This is a genomic window from Xanthomarina sp. (genome assembly GCF_035306705.1).
In the GTDB taxonomy this organism is placed as follows: domain Bacteria; phylum Bacteroidota; class Bacteroidia; order Flavobacteriales; family Flavobacteriaceae; genus Xanthomarina.
Genome location: NZ_DATGNO010000047.1, coordinates 26,360 through 41,008, shown reverse-complemented (window position 1 = coordinate 41,008; position 14,649 = coordinate 26,360). Strand labels below are relative to the sequence as shown.

At 33.2% G+C, this 14,649-nt stretch carries 14 protein-coding genes; 4 read left to right on the top strand and 10 right to left on the bottom strand.

All coding sequences use genetic code 11. The annotated features are described in order from the left end of the window. Window position 1 precedes the first annotated feature (1 nt). Window positions 2-550, top strand: coding sequence for a 1-acyl-sn-glycerol-3-phosphate acyltransferase (locus VKY47_RS03925; RefSeq protein ID WP_324310534.1), 549 nt, complete (start codon window positions 2-4; stop codon window positions 548-550). Window positions 551-769: 219 nt separating this feature from the next. On the opposite strand, the gene VKY47_RS03920 is transcribed toward VKY47_RS03925, so the two are convergent. The 6 genes from VKY47_RS03920 to gcvT form a co-directional block, all read right to left on the bottom strand. After that, entirely contained in the window at window positions 770-2,236 is a 1,467-nt protein-coding gene (locus tag VKY47_RS03920) for a carboxypeptidase-like regulatory domain-containing protein (RefSeq protein ID WP_324310533.1), read from the bottom strand. Between the two features lie 115 nt (window positions 2,237-2,351). Continuing rightward, window positions 2,352-3,071 (bottom strand): YebC/PmpR family DNA-binding transcriptional regulator, encoded by a 720-nt coding sequence (locus tag VKY47_RS03915; RefSeq protein ID WP_324310531.1) that lies wholly within the window; start codon window positions 3,069-3,071, stop codon window positions 2,352-2,354. Between the two features lie 147 nt (window positions 3,072-3,218). Continuing rightward, entirely contained in the window at window positions 3,219-3,509 is a 291-nt protein-coding gene (locus VKY47_RS03910) for a 4a-hydroxytetrahydrobiopterin dehydratase (RefSeq protein WP_324310530.1), read from the bottom strand. A 54-nt stretch (window positions 3,510-3,563) separates the two neighbouring features. Then, window positions 3,564-4,406, bottom strand: coding sequence for a sugar nucleotide-binding protein (locus tag VKY47_RS03905; RefSeq protein ID WP_324310529.1), 843 nt, complete (start codon window positions 4,404-4,406; stop codon window positions 3,564-3,566). 26 nt (window positions 4,407-4,432) lie between these two features. Then, on the bottom strand, window positions 4,433-5,347 hold the full coding sequence (locus VKY47_RS03900) for a glutaminase (protein ID WP_324310527.1): 915 nt from the start codon (window positions 5,345-5,347) through the stop codon (window positions 4,433-4,435). 3 nt (window positions 5,348-5,350) lie between these two features. Continuing rightward, window positions 5,351-6,433, bottom strand: a complete 1,083-nt coding sequence (gene gcvT / locus VKY47_RS03895; RefSeq protein ID WP_324310525.1) for a glycine cleavage system aminomethyltransferase GcvT — start codon at window positions 6,431-6,433, stop codon at window positions 5,351-5,353. Window positions 6,434-6,651: 218 nt separating this feature from the next. Between gcvT and VKY47_RS03890 the strand changes: the two genes are divergently transcribed. Continuing rightward, entirely contained in the window at window positions 6,652-8,286 is a 1,635-nt protein-coding gene (locus tag VKY47_RS03890) for an aminopeptidase P family protein (RefSeq protein ID WP_324310523.1), read from the top strand. A gap of 82 nt (window positions 8,287-8,368) precedes the next feature. Here VKY47_RS03890 and VKY47_RS03885 read toward each other — a convergent pair whose 3' ends face one another. Both VKY47_RS03885 and VKY47_RS03880 read right to left on the bottom strand, forming a co-directional pair. After that, a complete protein-coding gene (locus VKY47_RS03885; RefSeq protein WP_324310522.1) occupies window positions 8,369-9,193 on the bottom strand; it encodes an alpha/beta hydrolase in 825 nt (274 codons plus the stop codon). 88 nt (window positions 9,194-9,281) lie between these two features. Beyond that, window positions 9,282-9,833: a GNAT family N-acetyltransferase gene (locus VKY47_RS03880; protein ID WP_324310520.1), complete on the bottom strand. Its 552-nt coding sequence runs from the start codon at window positions 9,831-9,833 to the stop codon at window positions 9,282-9,284. Window positions 9,834-9,920: 87 nt separating this feature from the next. Between VKY47_RS03880 and VKY47_RS03875 the strand changes: the two genes are divergently transcribed. Next, window positions 9,921-11,474 (top strand): NAD(P)H-hydrate dehydratase, encoded by a 1,554-nt coding sequence (locus VKY47_RS03875; RefSeq protein ID WP_324310518.1) that lies wholly within the window; start codon window positions 9,921-9,923, stop codon window positions 11,472-11,474. 49 nt (window positions 11,475-11,523) lie between these two features. Here the strand turns inward: VKY47_RS03875 and VKY47_RS03870 are convergent, their stop codons facing one another. Then, window positions 11,524-12,558, bottom strand: a complete 1,035-nt coding sequence (locus VKY47_RS03870; protein WP_324310516.1) for a TlpA family protein disulfide reductase — start codon at window positions 12,556-12,558, stop codon at window positions 11,524-11,526. A 126-nt stretch (window positions 12,559-12,684) separates the two neighbouring features. Between VKY47_RS03870 and hutH the strand changes: the two genes are divergently transcribed. After that, window positions 12,685-14,193: a histidine ammonia-lyase gene (gene hutH / locus VKY47_RS03865; protein WP_324310514.1), complete on the top strand. Its 1,509-nt coding sequence runs from the start codon at window positions 12,685-12,687 to the stop codon at window positions 14,191-14,193. Between the two features lie 3 nt (window positions 14,194-14,196). Here hutH and VKY47_RS03860 read toward each other — a convergent pair whose 3' ends face one another. Then, window positions 14,197-14,571 (bottom strand): hypothetical protein, encoded by a 375-nt coding sequence (locus VKY47_RS03860; protein ID WP_324310512.1) that lies wholly within the window; start codon window positions 14,569-14,571, stop codon window positions 14,197-14,199. Between the last annotated feature and the right edge of the window lie 78 nt (window positions 14,572-14,649).

Below are 14,649 nucleotides of genomic sequence, written 5' to 3'. Positions count from 1 at the left end.
GATGCAAAAATTCGCTAATTTTATTTACTATAAGGTTTTAGGATGGAAAGTGGTTGGTAACACCAACATGTCTAAAGACACTGTTAAAAAAGCAGTTTTAATAGCTGTACCACATACCAGTTGGCACGACTTCTATATCGGTTTGCTCTTGCGAACTGTTCTTGGAATAAAGGCAAATTTTATTGCTAAAAAAGAATTATTCACTTGGCCTCTAGGTTATTATATGCGGTCTATTGGTGGTAGAGCCATAGATAGAACATCTGGACAAAACAAAGTAGAAGCTATAGCTAAGCTTTTTGAAAGTCATGATGAATTTCGTTTAAATATAGCCCCCGAAGGCACCAGAAAAAAGGTGTCTGAGTGGCGAACGGGTTTTTATTACATCGCCAAAGCTGCAAATGTGCCTATTATTATGTTTACCCTTGATTTTAAGAATAAACAAAATAAGGTTTCAGAACCCTTTTATCCAACAGATGATATGGAAGCAGATTTTGAGTTTATGAAACAGTTTTTTGAAGGTGTGGTTGGTAAAGTGTCAGAAAACTCGTAGAATAACGGCACACATATTGCTAATGTTAAAACAACTTAGTAAATGAAACATAAAGTAAACTTTTGTCCCTAAAAAGAAACATTTACTAATAACAAAAAAGCTACTTATTTTTTAAGTAGCTTTTGTTTTTTAAATAATGAATAACTCGATTTTAATCGTGTTCTATATTGGTTTGGAAATGGTAGTTACCGATCTTAGTAGAACACCCATTTATATACTTTAATCTACCACTTTAAACTCCTTCATTTCTTTTAAAGGTTCCAATACATTATAATCTTTCCAATAATTGGCATCGAAAGCCTTAAGGGTTTCATAATCTATTTTTCGTTTTTCTGTAGTGGCATTATATTCTGCAGTTGAAATGGATTCTTCATTCATAATTAAAATCTCGTTCTTTTCTTTAAAAATCCCCTCTACTTTAAAATTGAAGGCTACTTTATCACGACTGTCATTATCTTTAAATTTTATTGGTCTGTCTACATAGAAATATCTGTCCAATTGATCAATCATGTAATTTGGATAGTAATGACCATCTTCATATTTTTTATAAATAACAGAACCTCTTTTGTTTTGCTCTACATATTTAACACCTAAAAGAAATTTTAAATTTAATTTTTCTCCCTTACGTCCTTTGGCAAACTTATAATCTGCTCTTAAAACAGCAAAGGTTTCATGCGATACGTAAAAGGTGCCTTCAAAATCTGCCGAACCTCTTCTTGGTTCATATTCTATAACATAAACCATTTCAGGACCTATAAAAGTAATATCCTTGATTTCGTATTTATACTTTTTAGTATCTGTAATGAAATTTAAAATGGTTTTAGAAGAAAAGCTGTTGTCGTTTATTTTGTTATGAACCATTTTTCTAATAAACTTTAAAGAATTGATGGTGTCTTCCATGTTGTTTTTATTCTCCTTTAAAGACACTGAGTCCGACATTTTAAACCATCCAGATTTAACGGTATATACCTTGTCTTTATCTAGGTGTTTTAGTACAATATCCTTGGCTTTTTCAGTTAGTTTTTCAACAGATTGATCATTGCGTTCATCCAATAATCTAATGGCTTTTGTAACTTCTAATTTGGAATTTTCTTCATTTTTAATCTTTAAATTCCCAACAAATTCGGTGTATTGTTTTGCTTTGTTTTTTAATAGAGAACTACTTAGTTCATCTAAATCATCATTAAAAGCTTCCAACTGTTTCTTTTTAAAGCCCGAGGATTTATCTATTTTAAAATCGGCATCTTTTCCTTCTATATATTCGGTTCTTCTACTAAAAATATCATAGGACACCAAGTCTGTTTTATAATTGCTTTTTAAGTTTCTATTTACATAGTACATAATAGAATCTATGGTTAAAGGCTTGTTGGTTAAATAAACTTCACGAAGCTCGTTTACTTGTTCGTCCAATTTGTATGTTTTAGAAGAAAAATCTTGGAGTTCAAGGCCTAGTTTTTCAAAACCTAAACAAGAAATATGAACAGAATCTGTAGGTTTAAAACCTACCGTTTCAATGGAAAAACCACCTTCTTCGTTTGTAATAACACCATGACTTTCGCCAATAACAACAGCAGCAAAAGGTATAGGCTCATTGGTTTTTGTAAGAACTTTCCCAGAGACTTGCTGTGCAAAAGTGATAGACATAAACCCTAGAGTTAAGAGTAGTAATAAATAATTTTTACACATAGATTTTATTTTTAAGACGACAAATTGTTTATAATGTTACCTATAAAGATGAAAAATCCCAAACGATTTGTTCAGGATTTTTAGAAATATTTATGAATTTAATTTAAAAAGCCAGTTATTCGGTGCTTTCTTCCATGGTATGATAGACATGTTGAACATCGTCGTCTTCCTCCAGTTTTTCAAGAAGTTTTTCTACATCTTCCATATCTTCTGCAGATAGGGTTTTTGTAACTTGTGGAATGCGCTCAAAACCTGAGGATAAAATTTCTATGTCCCGAGACTCTAATTCGGCTTGAATGGCTCCAAAGCTTTCAAAAGGAGCATAAATTAAGATACCGTCATCATCAGCAAAAACTTCTTCAGCTCCAAAATCTATAAATTCCAGTTCTAATTCTTCTGGATCCAATCCTTCGTTTGGAATTCTAAAATTACAAGTATGGTCAAACATAAACACTACAGATCCAGATGTTCCTAGACTACCATCGCATTTATTGAAATAACTTCGAACGTTGGCAACGGTTCTTGTATTGTTGTCTGTTGCGGTTTCAACTAAAATGGCAATTCCATGAGGGGCATAACCTTCAAAAACAACTTCTTTATAATCGCCTTGGCTTTTATCGCTTGCTTTTTTTATGGCACGTTCCACATTGTCCTTTGGCATGTTAACAGCCTTGGCGTTCTGGATAACCGCTCGTAATCTCGAGTTGCTATCAGGATCTGGGCCACCTTCTTTTACAGCCATTACAATGTCTTTACCAATACGAGTAAAGGCTTTACTCATGGCAGACCAACGTTTCATTTTACGTGCTTTACGAAATTCAAAAGCTCTTCCCATTTCTTAATTTAAAGTTTAAAATTTAATATTGAAAGTTATTGGGCAAATTTAAAAAAATATGATAATTCCATGAGATTGTTTGTAGAAAAATCTCAATTCTTACATATATTATTATTGCCAATTGCGACTGCAAACTGAATACTGGATTTACTCCTGTACTTCTACAATCAATTCAATAGCTTCAGCCAATTTAAAATCTTTTTCAGTTACGCCATCTGCATCGTGAGTGGATAACGAAATAGACAAAATATTATAGGTATTCGACCAATCTGGATGATGGTTTAATGCTTCACATTCAAAAGCAATTCGGCTCATGGCGCTAAAGCAATCTTTAAAGTTATCGAATTCGAATTCTGCATGAATGGCATTGTCAAAATATTCCCAATCTGGAAAACGCAATAATTTTTTTTCTATGTCTTGTTCTGATAATTTGCTCATGTTTTTTTGATTTTAATTAGTTCTAAATTTAATCAATTTGAAGGAGACCGTCAACTAAACAGCTAATTCTGTTAAAATATCCTCGCTTTTTACTTGTAGATGTTTTGGCAATAAGTTGCTTTGTGGTAACACGGCCAAATAACGTTCGTCGTTAGTCGTATAAACTCGTTTTATAATTGGCTGGAAGTTTCCAAAGTTCCCTATGGTTTTAATAATATCCTCTATAAACTCGTCATGATGCACTAAATCGGTACTTCCTAAATGAAAAATTCCTGTTTTATTTCGATTAATAATGTAGTGGATTTGTTGTGTTAATTTATAATCTGAGGTGACATTCATGACTAAATTTGGAAACACTTCAATAGCTTCGTGTACATTTAATAAATCCTTTATTTCTTGAATTCGGGGAGATTGTGCTCCAAATACCATGGGCAATCTAACAAGAGCTACTTGTCTTTTTGGCAAGCGCATGAGCATGTTTTCAATTTTAATTTTGAAATGCCCATAAACACTATGACTTAAGGTTTTGTCTTGCTCGTAGCTGGGATATTTACTATAACCATCAAATACATTGGCGGATGACAGAAAAATAATTTTACTTGTACGATGCGATTTTAAATACTCGCAAATATGTGTATGAGCAATTACTTGAGCTGAAAAATCGCCTCGTAATGCCGAAATAATTATCGTTGGTTTAACGGCTTCCAAAATTTCAAACACGTCGTCTTCTTCCACATTATATTGAAAAAAATGCCTGTTTTTTTCAAAAAACGTATTTGATCTATTAAAGGTACCAAAGGTTTTAAAATAGGAGCAGAGTTCCCTGTAAAGGGCATTTCCTAAAAATCCACTTGCACCTAATATTAATATACGATGTTTATCTTCTCTTTCTTTCATATCACTCTAAAACGGAAGATTTCTAATTAAAATATGGATTGCTTGGTTAAAGTGGTGAATTTTTCCAAAGCTTGCATTCCAAGTTTGGAATTTCCTCTTTCATTTAAACCAGGAGCCAACACCGATATGATAAATTCGTTTGGTAGAAGTGCTACAATGCCACCACCAACACCACTTTTCCCTGGAAGACCTACTTCGAAAGCAAATTCTCCAGCTTCATCGTAAAAACCACAAGTTAACATAATGGCGTTAATACGTTTGGATTGACTTTTAGTGAGTCTGTTTTTATTGGCTAAACACTTACCTTTATTTGCGAGCAAATAAAATGCTTTTGTTAATTGGGCACAAGTCATTTCTAAGGAACATTGATGAAAGTAGAAATCCAGAACCTCAGAAACATCATTTTCCAGATTGTTAAAAGATTTTAACAAGTTTGCAGCAGCAAAATTATTAAAACCCGTTTGCATTTCAGATTCGGCAACTTTAGAATTGTAATCAATGGAAGTGTCTTCCGTTAAATCTCTTACAAAAGCTAGAAAATCTTCCTTAGGATGTTTTAAAAGAGAAACTAACATATCTGCAATAACAATGGCTCCGGAATTAATAAACGGATTTCTTGGAATTCCTTTTTCCAATTCCAATAAAGACAAGTAGTTAAACGGGTTTCCAGAAGGTTCTACATCCATTCGCTTCCAAATATCTGTACCGACCTTAGACATAGCCAGAGCCAAGCTTAATACTTTGGAAATACTTTGAATGGAGAATTTTTTATCAGAATCCCCTACGGAAAATGTTTCTCCAGATTTTAACAGTAAATGGATTCCAAAGATGTTTTTATCTACGTTGGCCAATTCGGGAATGTAGCTGGCTATTTCGCCTTTATCCGTTTCCTGAACAATGTCTTGATAGATGGTATTTAAAACAGCTTGGTAATCAATCATATGTTAAACCTTATAAAAAGGTAGTTTTACAACTGTTGCAGCAACAGCGTTTTTTCTAATTTGAATATGGATTTTTGTATCCACATCGGCAAATACTTTTGGTACATAACCTAAACCAATACCTATTCCTAAAGATGGAGACATGGTTCCAGAAGTTACATGACCAATTTTATTGCCTTGTCCATCCACGATATCGTAACCTTGTCTAGGAATACCACGGTCGTCTATTTTAAAAGCGATTAATTTATTTTCTAAACCACGGGCTTTCTCAGCTTCTAAAGCTTTAGAATTTGTGAATTCCTTGGTGAATTTAGTTACCCAACCTAAACCAGCTTCAAAAGGAGATGTGGTATCATCTATATCGTTTCCGTATAAGCAGTATCCCATTTCAAGTCTTAGTGTGTCTCTTGCAGCTAAGCCAATAGGTTTAATACCATAAGCAGCTCCAGCTTCAAACACTTTATCCCAAACTTGTTTTACTTCGTTGTTTTTACAATAGATTTCAAATCCGCCACTACCAGTATAACCGGTTGCCGAAATAATGACATTTTCTATTCCTGCAAAATCACCTACTACAAAATTGTAAAAGTTGATTTCAGATAAATTTTTACTGGTTAAGCTTTGCATGGCTTCAATAGCTTTAGGACCTTGAATGGCAAGTAAAGCATATTCATCACTTAAATCGCGTAAAGTGGCGCCAACATCATTTTTAGAAGAAATCCATTTCCAATCTTTTTCGATATTTCCAGCATTAACAACCAATAAATAGCTTTCTTCTTTTAAACGATAAATAATTAAATCGTCCACAATTCCGCCATCTTCATTTGGTAAATAACTGTATTGTGCTTTTCCAATCTCTAATTTACTGGCATCGTTACTACATACTTTTTGAATAAGTTCTAAGGCATGAGGGCCTTCAATAAAAAACTCACCCATATGTGAGACATCAAAAACGCCAACACCTTTTCTAACGGTTTCGTGTTCTATATTAACGCCTTCATATTGAACTGGCATGTTGAATCCTGCAAAAGGAACCATTTTTGCTCCAAGAGCTTCGTGGGTTGATTTTAAAGCTATGTCTTTCATTGAAAATATTATTTTGTTCCCACAACTGACTAGGGTTAGAGAGTATGTTAGGTATGTAATTAATTAAATTTTGATTAAAACACAAAAGTATTGAATTAAATCTATTTTGTTCAAGCAAGAGAGCGATATTATATCATTAAAAATTTGTTAATTTTTGATGGGTTTCTTCTAAACAATAGATAAAGTATTATTTTAGATACATCTAAAAATAGTTCCTTATGAAATTTCTATTAACCACCCTAAGTGTTTTTTTGTTTTCCATGTTGCTTTTTGCTCAAGATGGCAACCCAACCGATTATTTAACTCCAGAATTTCATAAAAGTAGAAGAGACGCTTTTAGAAATAAAATGCCAGAGAACAGTGTGGCTGTTTTATTTGCAAATCCTATTAGAAATCGTGCAAACGATGTGGATTATATCTATCACCAAGACCCAAATTTTTATTATTTAACAGGTTATAAAGAGCCACATTCTGTGCTAGTTATATTTTCTGAAAATCAAACCAATGCTGAAGGAAAAAGTTATAATGAAATTCTATATGTTAGAGGAAAAAACGCTCGAATGGAACTTTTTGATGGAGCCCGTTTAGGTGTGGATGGTGCGAAAAACAAATTGGGTTTCGATGTGGCTTATTTTGGAGTAGATTTTGAGAATTCAGGAATAAATTATGCCTCTTTTGATAAAGTGATGTTTTTTAATTTTGAAAACGATTATAGAAAATCCAAAAGAGAAAAAGGCGATTTATACAGTTTGGTTGAAACGTTTAAAGAGCAAGCAAATTATAGCGAAGAAGCCTTTTCAAACCCTATGAAAGAGAGAGCTTACGAAATGATTAAAGAAAGTGGTGTTGAAAACAGCAATAATGTTGCCCAGGATTTAAATCGTGCTTTACAATATTATCCAGAGTTAAAAGAAGACAAAATTATTTCTGAATATGTAAACACAACAGATAACAACACAAGAATTGAACTAAAGCAACAAGTTATTAAAATAGAAGCCGAAACGCCTAAAAGCAATTTAGATATTAAAACCCTTACCACCATTATGGGGGAATTAAGACAGATTAAAACGCCTGAGGAAATGGTGCTATTGACAAAAGCCGTTAGAATTTCGGCTATGGGACAACGTGAAGTTATGAAAGCGATACATCCAAAAATGTCTGAAACAGAAATTCAGGGCATTCACGAATTTGTATATAAAAAATACGGAAGCGAATTTGAAGGCTATCCAAGCATCGTTGGCGCAGGAAACAATGCCTGTGTGTTACATTATATAGACAATAGTAAAATGCAGGTTGAAAACGAGTTGGTTTTGATGGATTTAGGTGCAGAATACCGCGGCTACACGGCCGATGTAACCCGAACCATTCCGGCAAATGGGAAATTTACCAAAGAACAAAAAATTATCTACGATTTAGTTTACGAAGCTCAAGAAGCAGGAATTGCAGCAGCAGTAGTTGGTAATCCCCATAACATTACGGATACCGTTGGGAGAGATATAATAACCAAAGGTTTGATGGAATTAGGTATAATAAAATCTGAAGCAGAATCCAGAAAATATTTCCCACATGGAACTTCTCATTATATCGGTTTGGATGTTCATGATGCTGGACTTTACGGTCCTTTTGAAGCAAATATGGTAATTACTGTAGAGCCTGGAATCTATATTCCTAAAGGAAGTGATTGTGATGAAAAATGGTGGGGAATTGGCGTAAGAATTGAAGACGATATTTTAATTACTGAAAATGGTCCAATAAACCTTTCTGCTGAAGCACCTAGAAAATCTGAAGACATTGAAAAACTTATGAAAGAAAAAAGTGTTTTAGATGGTTTTAAGTTGCCTAATTTGGATTAGATAACAGGGGATTTTGGATGTATTAACTAAAATTAATGGGTTAAATAAACCAAAATCAGTCATCTTTATAATATACGTGTATTTACTCGTTTTTATTATTTCCCAAAGCCCAAATAAAAGCTTTCTCTTTGGTGGCTCTAAAAATAGTATTATGCTTTTCATTTGGTTCATTGGAGTACTTCCAAATTAAAGTTTCTGGAGCATGAGCTTTTAATATTTCAGCTAGTTTGTTTGTACTGTCAGAAATATCCACGGCACTAGAACCAGCAAACCAAAACCTGATGTTCTTATCAGGAAAATTGACTAAATCGTCCTTAGCTGTATGTGTTAAGTGTTTATTATTCCACCATAAAGATGGGTCCATCGCAATATAAAAATCAAATAACTCAGGTTTTAAAAACAAGGTTTCCACCACAAAAAGTCCTGCCAACGATTCGCCTATAAGTCCTTTTTTATCAGTTACTCTATAACGTTTTTCTATTTCCGCAAATAACTCATTAGAAATAAAAGCTCTATAGTTTTTTGCGCCATCGGTTTGTGGCGCATATTGTTTATCGTATTCCGTTTCAGAAAACCCAGTTAAATCTCTACGTCGATCTGTGTTTGCAATACCTACAAGAATAATAGGAGGAATACTTTTGTTTTTAACCAATTCTGCAATCGTATTTGCAATATGAGGAAAGTCTTCTCCCTCAATACCGCCATCTGGCATATATAAAACAGGATATGAGACATTACTTTCTTTATAATCTTCAGGAGTCCAAATATTAATCGTTCTAGTTTCTCCAACTTCTCTGGATTCCATATTAAAACTATCATGTTTTGGAATCGGATCGTTGTACTGTGGTTTATTAGAACAGTTGGCTAAAAAAAGAGATAGCAATACCAGTTGTACGAAATGTTTCATTTTTCAGATTTTAAATAAATGAGGATAACAGAATGTAAAAGATTGATTTATAACGAAATTAAACTTTTTTTCCGAAAATCAGTTAAAATTAATAGAGTAAAAGCATCTGATGGTTTGGGTTGGAATGTGTTTCAGAAATTTTAAAATCGTATTTACCTACAATTTCAAAACCTGCTTTTCTATAAAAATTAATGGCCTTCTGGTTTTCTACCCACACAAATAACCACATCCCAATTTGATGGTTTTCTTTAGATAATTTTATATTAAACTTAAAAAGCTCCAAACCCAATTTTAAATGATGAAATTCCTGTAAAACATATAACCTCTCTAGCTTTGTAATGCTTTTAAGAGGAATATTTTCTTGTAAATTATTATAGATTATTTTAGAATAACCAATCGGTTTATTGTTGAAATAAGCGATGTGAAAAATGTTATTGATATCACATAATTCTACCTCAAAGACCTTTGTAGTCAATTTAGATGACACATAATTTGCAACATCTTTTTTAGGTGCACTCAAGCCATGAGATTCTATAAAAGTTTGTTTTCCAAGGATTGAAAGTGTTTCAGAATCGTTAATACTTGCTTTTACTATTGTAATCATTTCAAAATTGTAGTTGATGGGTTTTAAGAATTTCAAAAGTATAATTTTACTTCCTATAAAATTAACTGTATTTTTGAAAGACCTAGAGGTTTATATACATAATTGTAATAGCAAGAATTACTCATGAAGATATTATCTAAAGAGCAAGTTTACGAAGGCGATAAATTAACAGCTGAAAAGCAAAGCATCTCTTCCATAGAATTAATGGAACGCGCAGGTATCCAGATATTTAACTGGTTGCATGTTAGGTTGCAAGGTGCGCAAGTTCCTATTCATGTGTTTTGTGGCATTGGCAATAATGGTGGAGATGGACTGGTGGTTGCTAGGCATTTAATAATTTATGGATATAATGTACATACCTATGTTATTAATTGTAGTACCAAACGATCGAAGGAGTTTTTATATAATTACGATCAAATAAAACATGTTACAAAAGAATGGCCAACTTTATTAAGTTGTAAAGAAGATTTTCCACCTATTTCTACAGACGATATTATTATTGATGCTGTTTTTGGTATTGGATTGAATAGGGAAGTAGGTGTCTGGATAAAGCAACTGTTTCAGCATTTTAGAGCCTCTAAGGCTTTTACTTTGGCTATAGATATTCCATCGGGTTTGCATACAGATCAAGCTCCTAAAGATGAGAATGACGTTGTTTGGGCAAATTATACCTTGAGTTTTCAGTCTCCAAAATTGGTTTTCTTTTTGCCGGATACAGCAAAATACACAATAGAATGGGAAGTTTTGGATATAGGAATTGATCGGGAGTTTTTAATTGCAACAGAAACCGAGGCCGAATTAATAGGTAAAAATGAAGTTTTGGCGCTTTATCAACCAAGAGAAAAATATTCCAATAAAGGTCATTACGGACATGCGTTAATAATTGGTGGAAGTTATGGGAAAATTGGTGCTGTTACATTGGCTAGTAGAGCGGCTTTAGCTACAGGAGCAGGTTTGGTAACCGTTAATATTCCTAAATGTGGGTATTGTGCCATTCAAGCTGCTTTTCCAGAAGCTATGGTTTTGACAGACGAAGATGAAAAATTAATAACTCATATCAAAATCGATTTTACGCCTTCAGTTGTAGGAGTAGGAGTTGGTATGGGAACAGACGACAAAACCTTAAAAGCATTTGAAGATTTTCTAAAAACCAACAAATCGCCATTAGTTATAGATGCGGATGCCATAAATATTTTATCTAAGAAAAAAGCGCTTATTAAATTGCTACCAGAAGGTACCGTTTTAACTCCACACCCAAAAGAATTGGAACGCCTGATTGGTAAGTGGAAAGATGATTTCGATAAGCTTAAAAAAGTAAAGGCCTTTTCAAAAAAACATAAAATAATAGTGGTTATTAAAGGAGCTAATACCATTACTGTTTTAGAAGATAAGTTGTATGTAAATACAACTGGAAATCCAGGTTTGGCAACAGGAGGAACAGGAGATGTTCTAACAGGAATCATTACAGGTTTGATAGCGCAAGGTTATAATCCGTTGATTGCTTCTATTTTTGGGGTTTATTTACATGGAAAATCGGCAGATATCGCTGTGGAACTTACAGGTTACCAAAGTTTAATTGCCAGTCATGTTATTGAAACTTTAGGAGAGGCCTATTTAGATTTATTTAGGCAGCCAGAATTAGTTGAAGGGGAAGAGTCAGTTCAAGAAGAAAATTAAAAAAAGCCACTTATTTCAAGTGGCTTTTCAGTTTTATAATAACTTACTTTTAGATGTTTAAGGTGTTAAACAACTCTTTAAGTTTTTCACTTGAAGGTCTTGGAGCATCAGGAGTTACAATGTTTCCACTAGGATCAATTAAAATAAATCTTGGAATTCCGTTGATTTTATAATCTCGAATAAAAGGTGTTTTCCAACCTTCAGGAGCAAATAATTGAATGCCACTTAATTCTTTATCAGCAATCATGGCTTTCCAATCTTCACGGGCTTTATCCCATGAACCTCCATGCGACTTATCGTCATCAATAGAAAGACTTACAAAATGTATGTTTTTTCCATGATATTCTTTTTCCAAAGCTTTTAACGAAGGAATTTCAGCTTTACATGGTCCACACCAAGTTGCCCAAACATCGATATAGGTATATTTTCCTTTTAAATCTTCTAAAGAAGTAGTTGTTCCATCCACATTCTCGTAATCAACAAAAGTTGGAGAAGGAGCACCTTCCGGTAAATCTTTTTTCAAGGAAATACCATCAGCCAAATAGCCTTTATAAAACTTAAGCATAGGCTCAATGTCTTTAAGTCCACCTTTAGTTAATGATGAATCTATTCCGGTTTTAGACGTATAAAACTCATTTAATTCAGTTTTAATATGGTCCATGGCTTTGTCTAGTTCCTCCATTTCTGTAATGGAGGCTAATTCGTCCAGGTTTAATAATTTTTCTTCCTTTAAGGATCTTTCAGCTAAAAAGTTACTGTTCTCCGATCCAGTTCCGGTATAAATAATAGTTTCGTCAAATTCTTTAGTATCTAAAGTTAGATGAAGGTCAAAACCATTTTTCAAGAATAAATTGGTGCTTTCGTTTCCATCAAAAAAGTTATACACGCCTGTTTCAACTTTTAAAGTATCGCTAAAGCTACCATCCTCATTAAGTTTAATGGTTTTTGTGTAGTCTTGTGATCTTACAACAACCGAATCGCTACTTTTGTTTGTTATTTTTCCCGAAAATGTCACATAATCTTTAGGTTCTTCTTTACAAGAGAAAATGGCAATGGCACTTAATAGAAATAATATTTTTTTCATTGTTAGTTATTTATTTTTATCAAAAATAATAGATTAATTATATTTTTCAGCATTACAGTTAATTATTAACAAATGTTTGCATAAAAGATTTGTAATTTTGATTTTTGAAATCAATTTAAAAACACCATGGACAACATTCATTATATTTCTACAAAGACACTCGATTTAAAAACACTTTATAGCATTGTTTCTGAAAATAAACAATTGCTGCTTTCAGATGAAGTCAAAGAGAAAATTACTGCTTGTAGAATCTATTTAAATGAAAAATTAAAGAATCAAGATGATCCAATTTATGGAATAAACACTGGTTTTGGTTCGTTGTACGATGTGAAGATTACGAAAGATAATTTAACAAAACTTCAGGAAAATTTAATGATGTCCCATGCTTGTGGAACAGGAGACCAGGTGCCAGAAGCTATTGTAAAATTGATGCTGTTGCTTAAAATTCAATCTTTAAGTTATGGACATAGTGGTGTGCAATTACAAACGGTGGAACGTCTTGTAGATTTTTATAATCAGGACGTATATCCAAAAATATATACCCAAGGGTCTTTAGGAGCTTCGGGCGATTTAGCACCTTTGGCACATTTGGCGTTGCCTTTAATTGGAAAAGGAGAGGTTTCTTATAAAGGCACAAGTTATTCAGGAGATGCCATCCTAAAAAAACTAGGCTGGGAACCTATAACATTGCAGTCCAAAGAAGGTTTGGCACTTTTAAATGGCACCCAATTTATGAGCGCGTATGGCATTCATTTGTTATTTGAGTCTTATAAACTTTCTTATTTTGCCGATTTAATAGGAAGTATTTCCTTAGATGCTTTCGATGGTAGAATAGAACCTTTTAATGAATTGGTACATTTGGTGAGACCACATAACGGACAGTTAAAAACTGCCGAACGTGTTCGTGAGTTCTTAGAAGGAAGCGAATTGATCAAGCAGGAAAAAGTTCATGTTCAAGATCCGTATTCGTTTAGATGTATCCCTCAAGTGCATGGTGCAACTAAAGATACTTTGGCTTTTGTTGAAAAAACTTTTATTACTGAAATTAATTCGGTGACGGATAATCCCAATATTTTCTATAAGGAAGATAAAATTATTTCTGGAGGAAATTTTCACGGACAGCCCTTAGCTCTTGCTTTAGATTACCTTAAAATTTCCATGGCAGAATTAGGAAATATTTCAGAAAGACGTGTCTTTCAATTGGTATCAGGTTTAAGAGGCTTACCGGCATTCTTGGTAGACAGTCCTGGATTAAATTCCGGGTTTATGATACCTCAATATACTGCTGCTAGTATTGTTAGTGCTAACAAGCAATTAGCTTCTCCAGCAAGTATTGATAGCATAGTTTCTAGTAACGGACAAGAAGATCATGTAAGTATGGGAGCAAATGCAGCTACTCAAGCTTATAGATTGGTAACTAACGTAAAACGGGTATTGGCCATAGAATTATTTAATGCGTCTCAAGCTTTGAGCTTAAGAACGTATTTAAAATCTTCTGAATTTATAGAGAGTTTTTTAAGTTTCTATAGAGCTGAAGTAGATTTTGTTTCTGTAGATAGAGAATTATATAAAGATATAGAAAATTCCATTGCTTTTTTAGATACTTTAAGTGTTGATAGTAACGAGTTGTTTTAAAACTTACTTGTTTTCAGCACATAATTCTTTTGCCCATACAATAGCGTCCTCAATAGACTCGAAGATTTGATAAGGTTTTGTGTAAAACATTTTTTCTATGGCGGTATTGTCTAGTCGGATTTCGTTTCCTGTAACAACGGCAAAACCTAATATATTTGAAATTTGTGAGGTTTTAAAATATACATTTGGATCTACGGAATATGAATTCAGCCTATAGGTAATATAAACCAGTTTTTTATTCTTGTAATATTTCTCCACCAAACCCTCCAAAACGGAATTGTATTTGGGTGTAACGGTAATGCCTTCATTCATAATCACAACCATATATTGAGAATAAAGAGTGACATTTCCAAATGGTAAAATTAATTTTTTAGGCATAGCGTTTTAGTAACAATTAGCTTGTTAACTCTAGTAAAATTAGTAAATAAACAAATTATAAAATTAAAAACGCCATTA

Coding starts and splice junctions, on each gene's coding strand:
- VKY47_RS03905 (WP_324310529.1), bottom strand. CDS start 4,406: ATGAAAGAAAGAGAAGATAAACATCGTATATTAATATTAGGTGCAAGT.
- hutH (WP_324310514.1), top strand. CDS start 12,685: ATGGACAACATTCATTATATTTCTACAAAGACACTCGATTTAAAAACA.
- VKY47_RS03860 (WP_324310512.1), bottom strand. CDS start 14,571: ATGCCTAAAAAATTAATTTTACCATTTGGAAATGTCACTCTTTATTCT.
- VKY47_RS03875 (WP_324310518.1), top strand. CDS start 9,921: ATGAAGATATTATCTAAAGAGCAAGTTTACGAAGGCGATAAATTAACA.
- VKY47_RS03900 (WP_324310527.1), bottom strand. CDS start 5,347: ATGATTGATTACCAAGCTGTTTTAAATACCATCTATCAAGACATTGTT.
- VKY47_RS03925 (WP_324310534.1), top strand. CDS start 2: ATGCAAAAATTCGCTAATTTTATTTACTATAAGGTTTTAGGATGGAAA.
- VKY47_RS03915 (WP_324310531.1), bottom strand. CDS start 3,071: ATGGGAAGAGCTTTTGAATTTCGTAAAGCACGTAAAATGAAACGTTGG.
- VKY47_RS03920 (WP_324310533.1), bottom strand. CDS start 2,236: ATGTGTAAAAATTATTTATTACTACTCTTAACTCTAGGGTTTATGTCT.
- gcvT (WP_324310525.1), bottom strand. CDS start 6,433: ATGAAAGACATAGCTTTAAAATCAACCCACGAAGCTCTTGGAGCAAAA.
- VKY47_RS03890 (WP_324310523.1), top strand. CDS start 6,652: ATGAAATTTCTATTAACCACCCTAAGTGTTTTTTTGTTTTCCATGTTG.
- VKY47_RS03910 (WP_324310530.1), bottom strand. CDS start 3,509: ATGAGCAAATTATCAGAACAAGACATAGAAAAAAAATTATTGCGTTTT.
- VKY47_RS03885 (WP_324310522.1), bottom strand. CDS start 9,193: ATGAAACATTTCGTACAACTGGTATTGCTATCTCTTTTTTTAGCCAAC.
- VKY47_RS03870 (WP_324310516.1), bottom strand. CDS start 12,558: ATGAAAAAAATATTATTTCTATTAAGTGCCATTGCCATTTTCTCTTGT.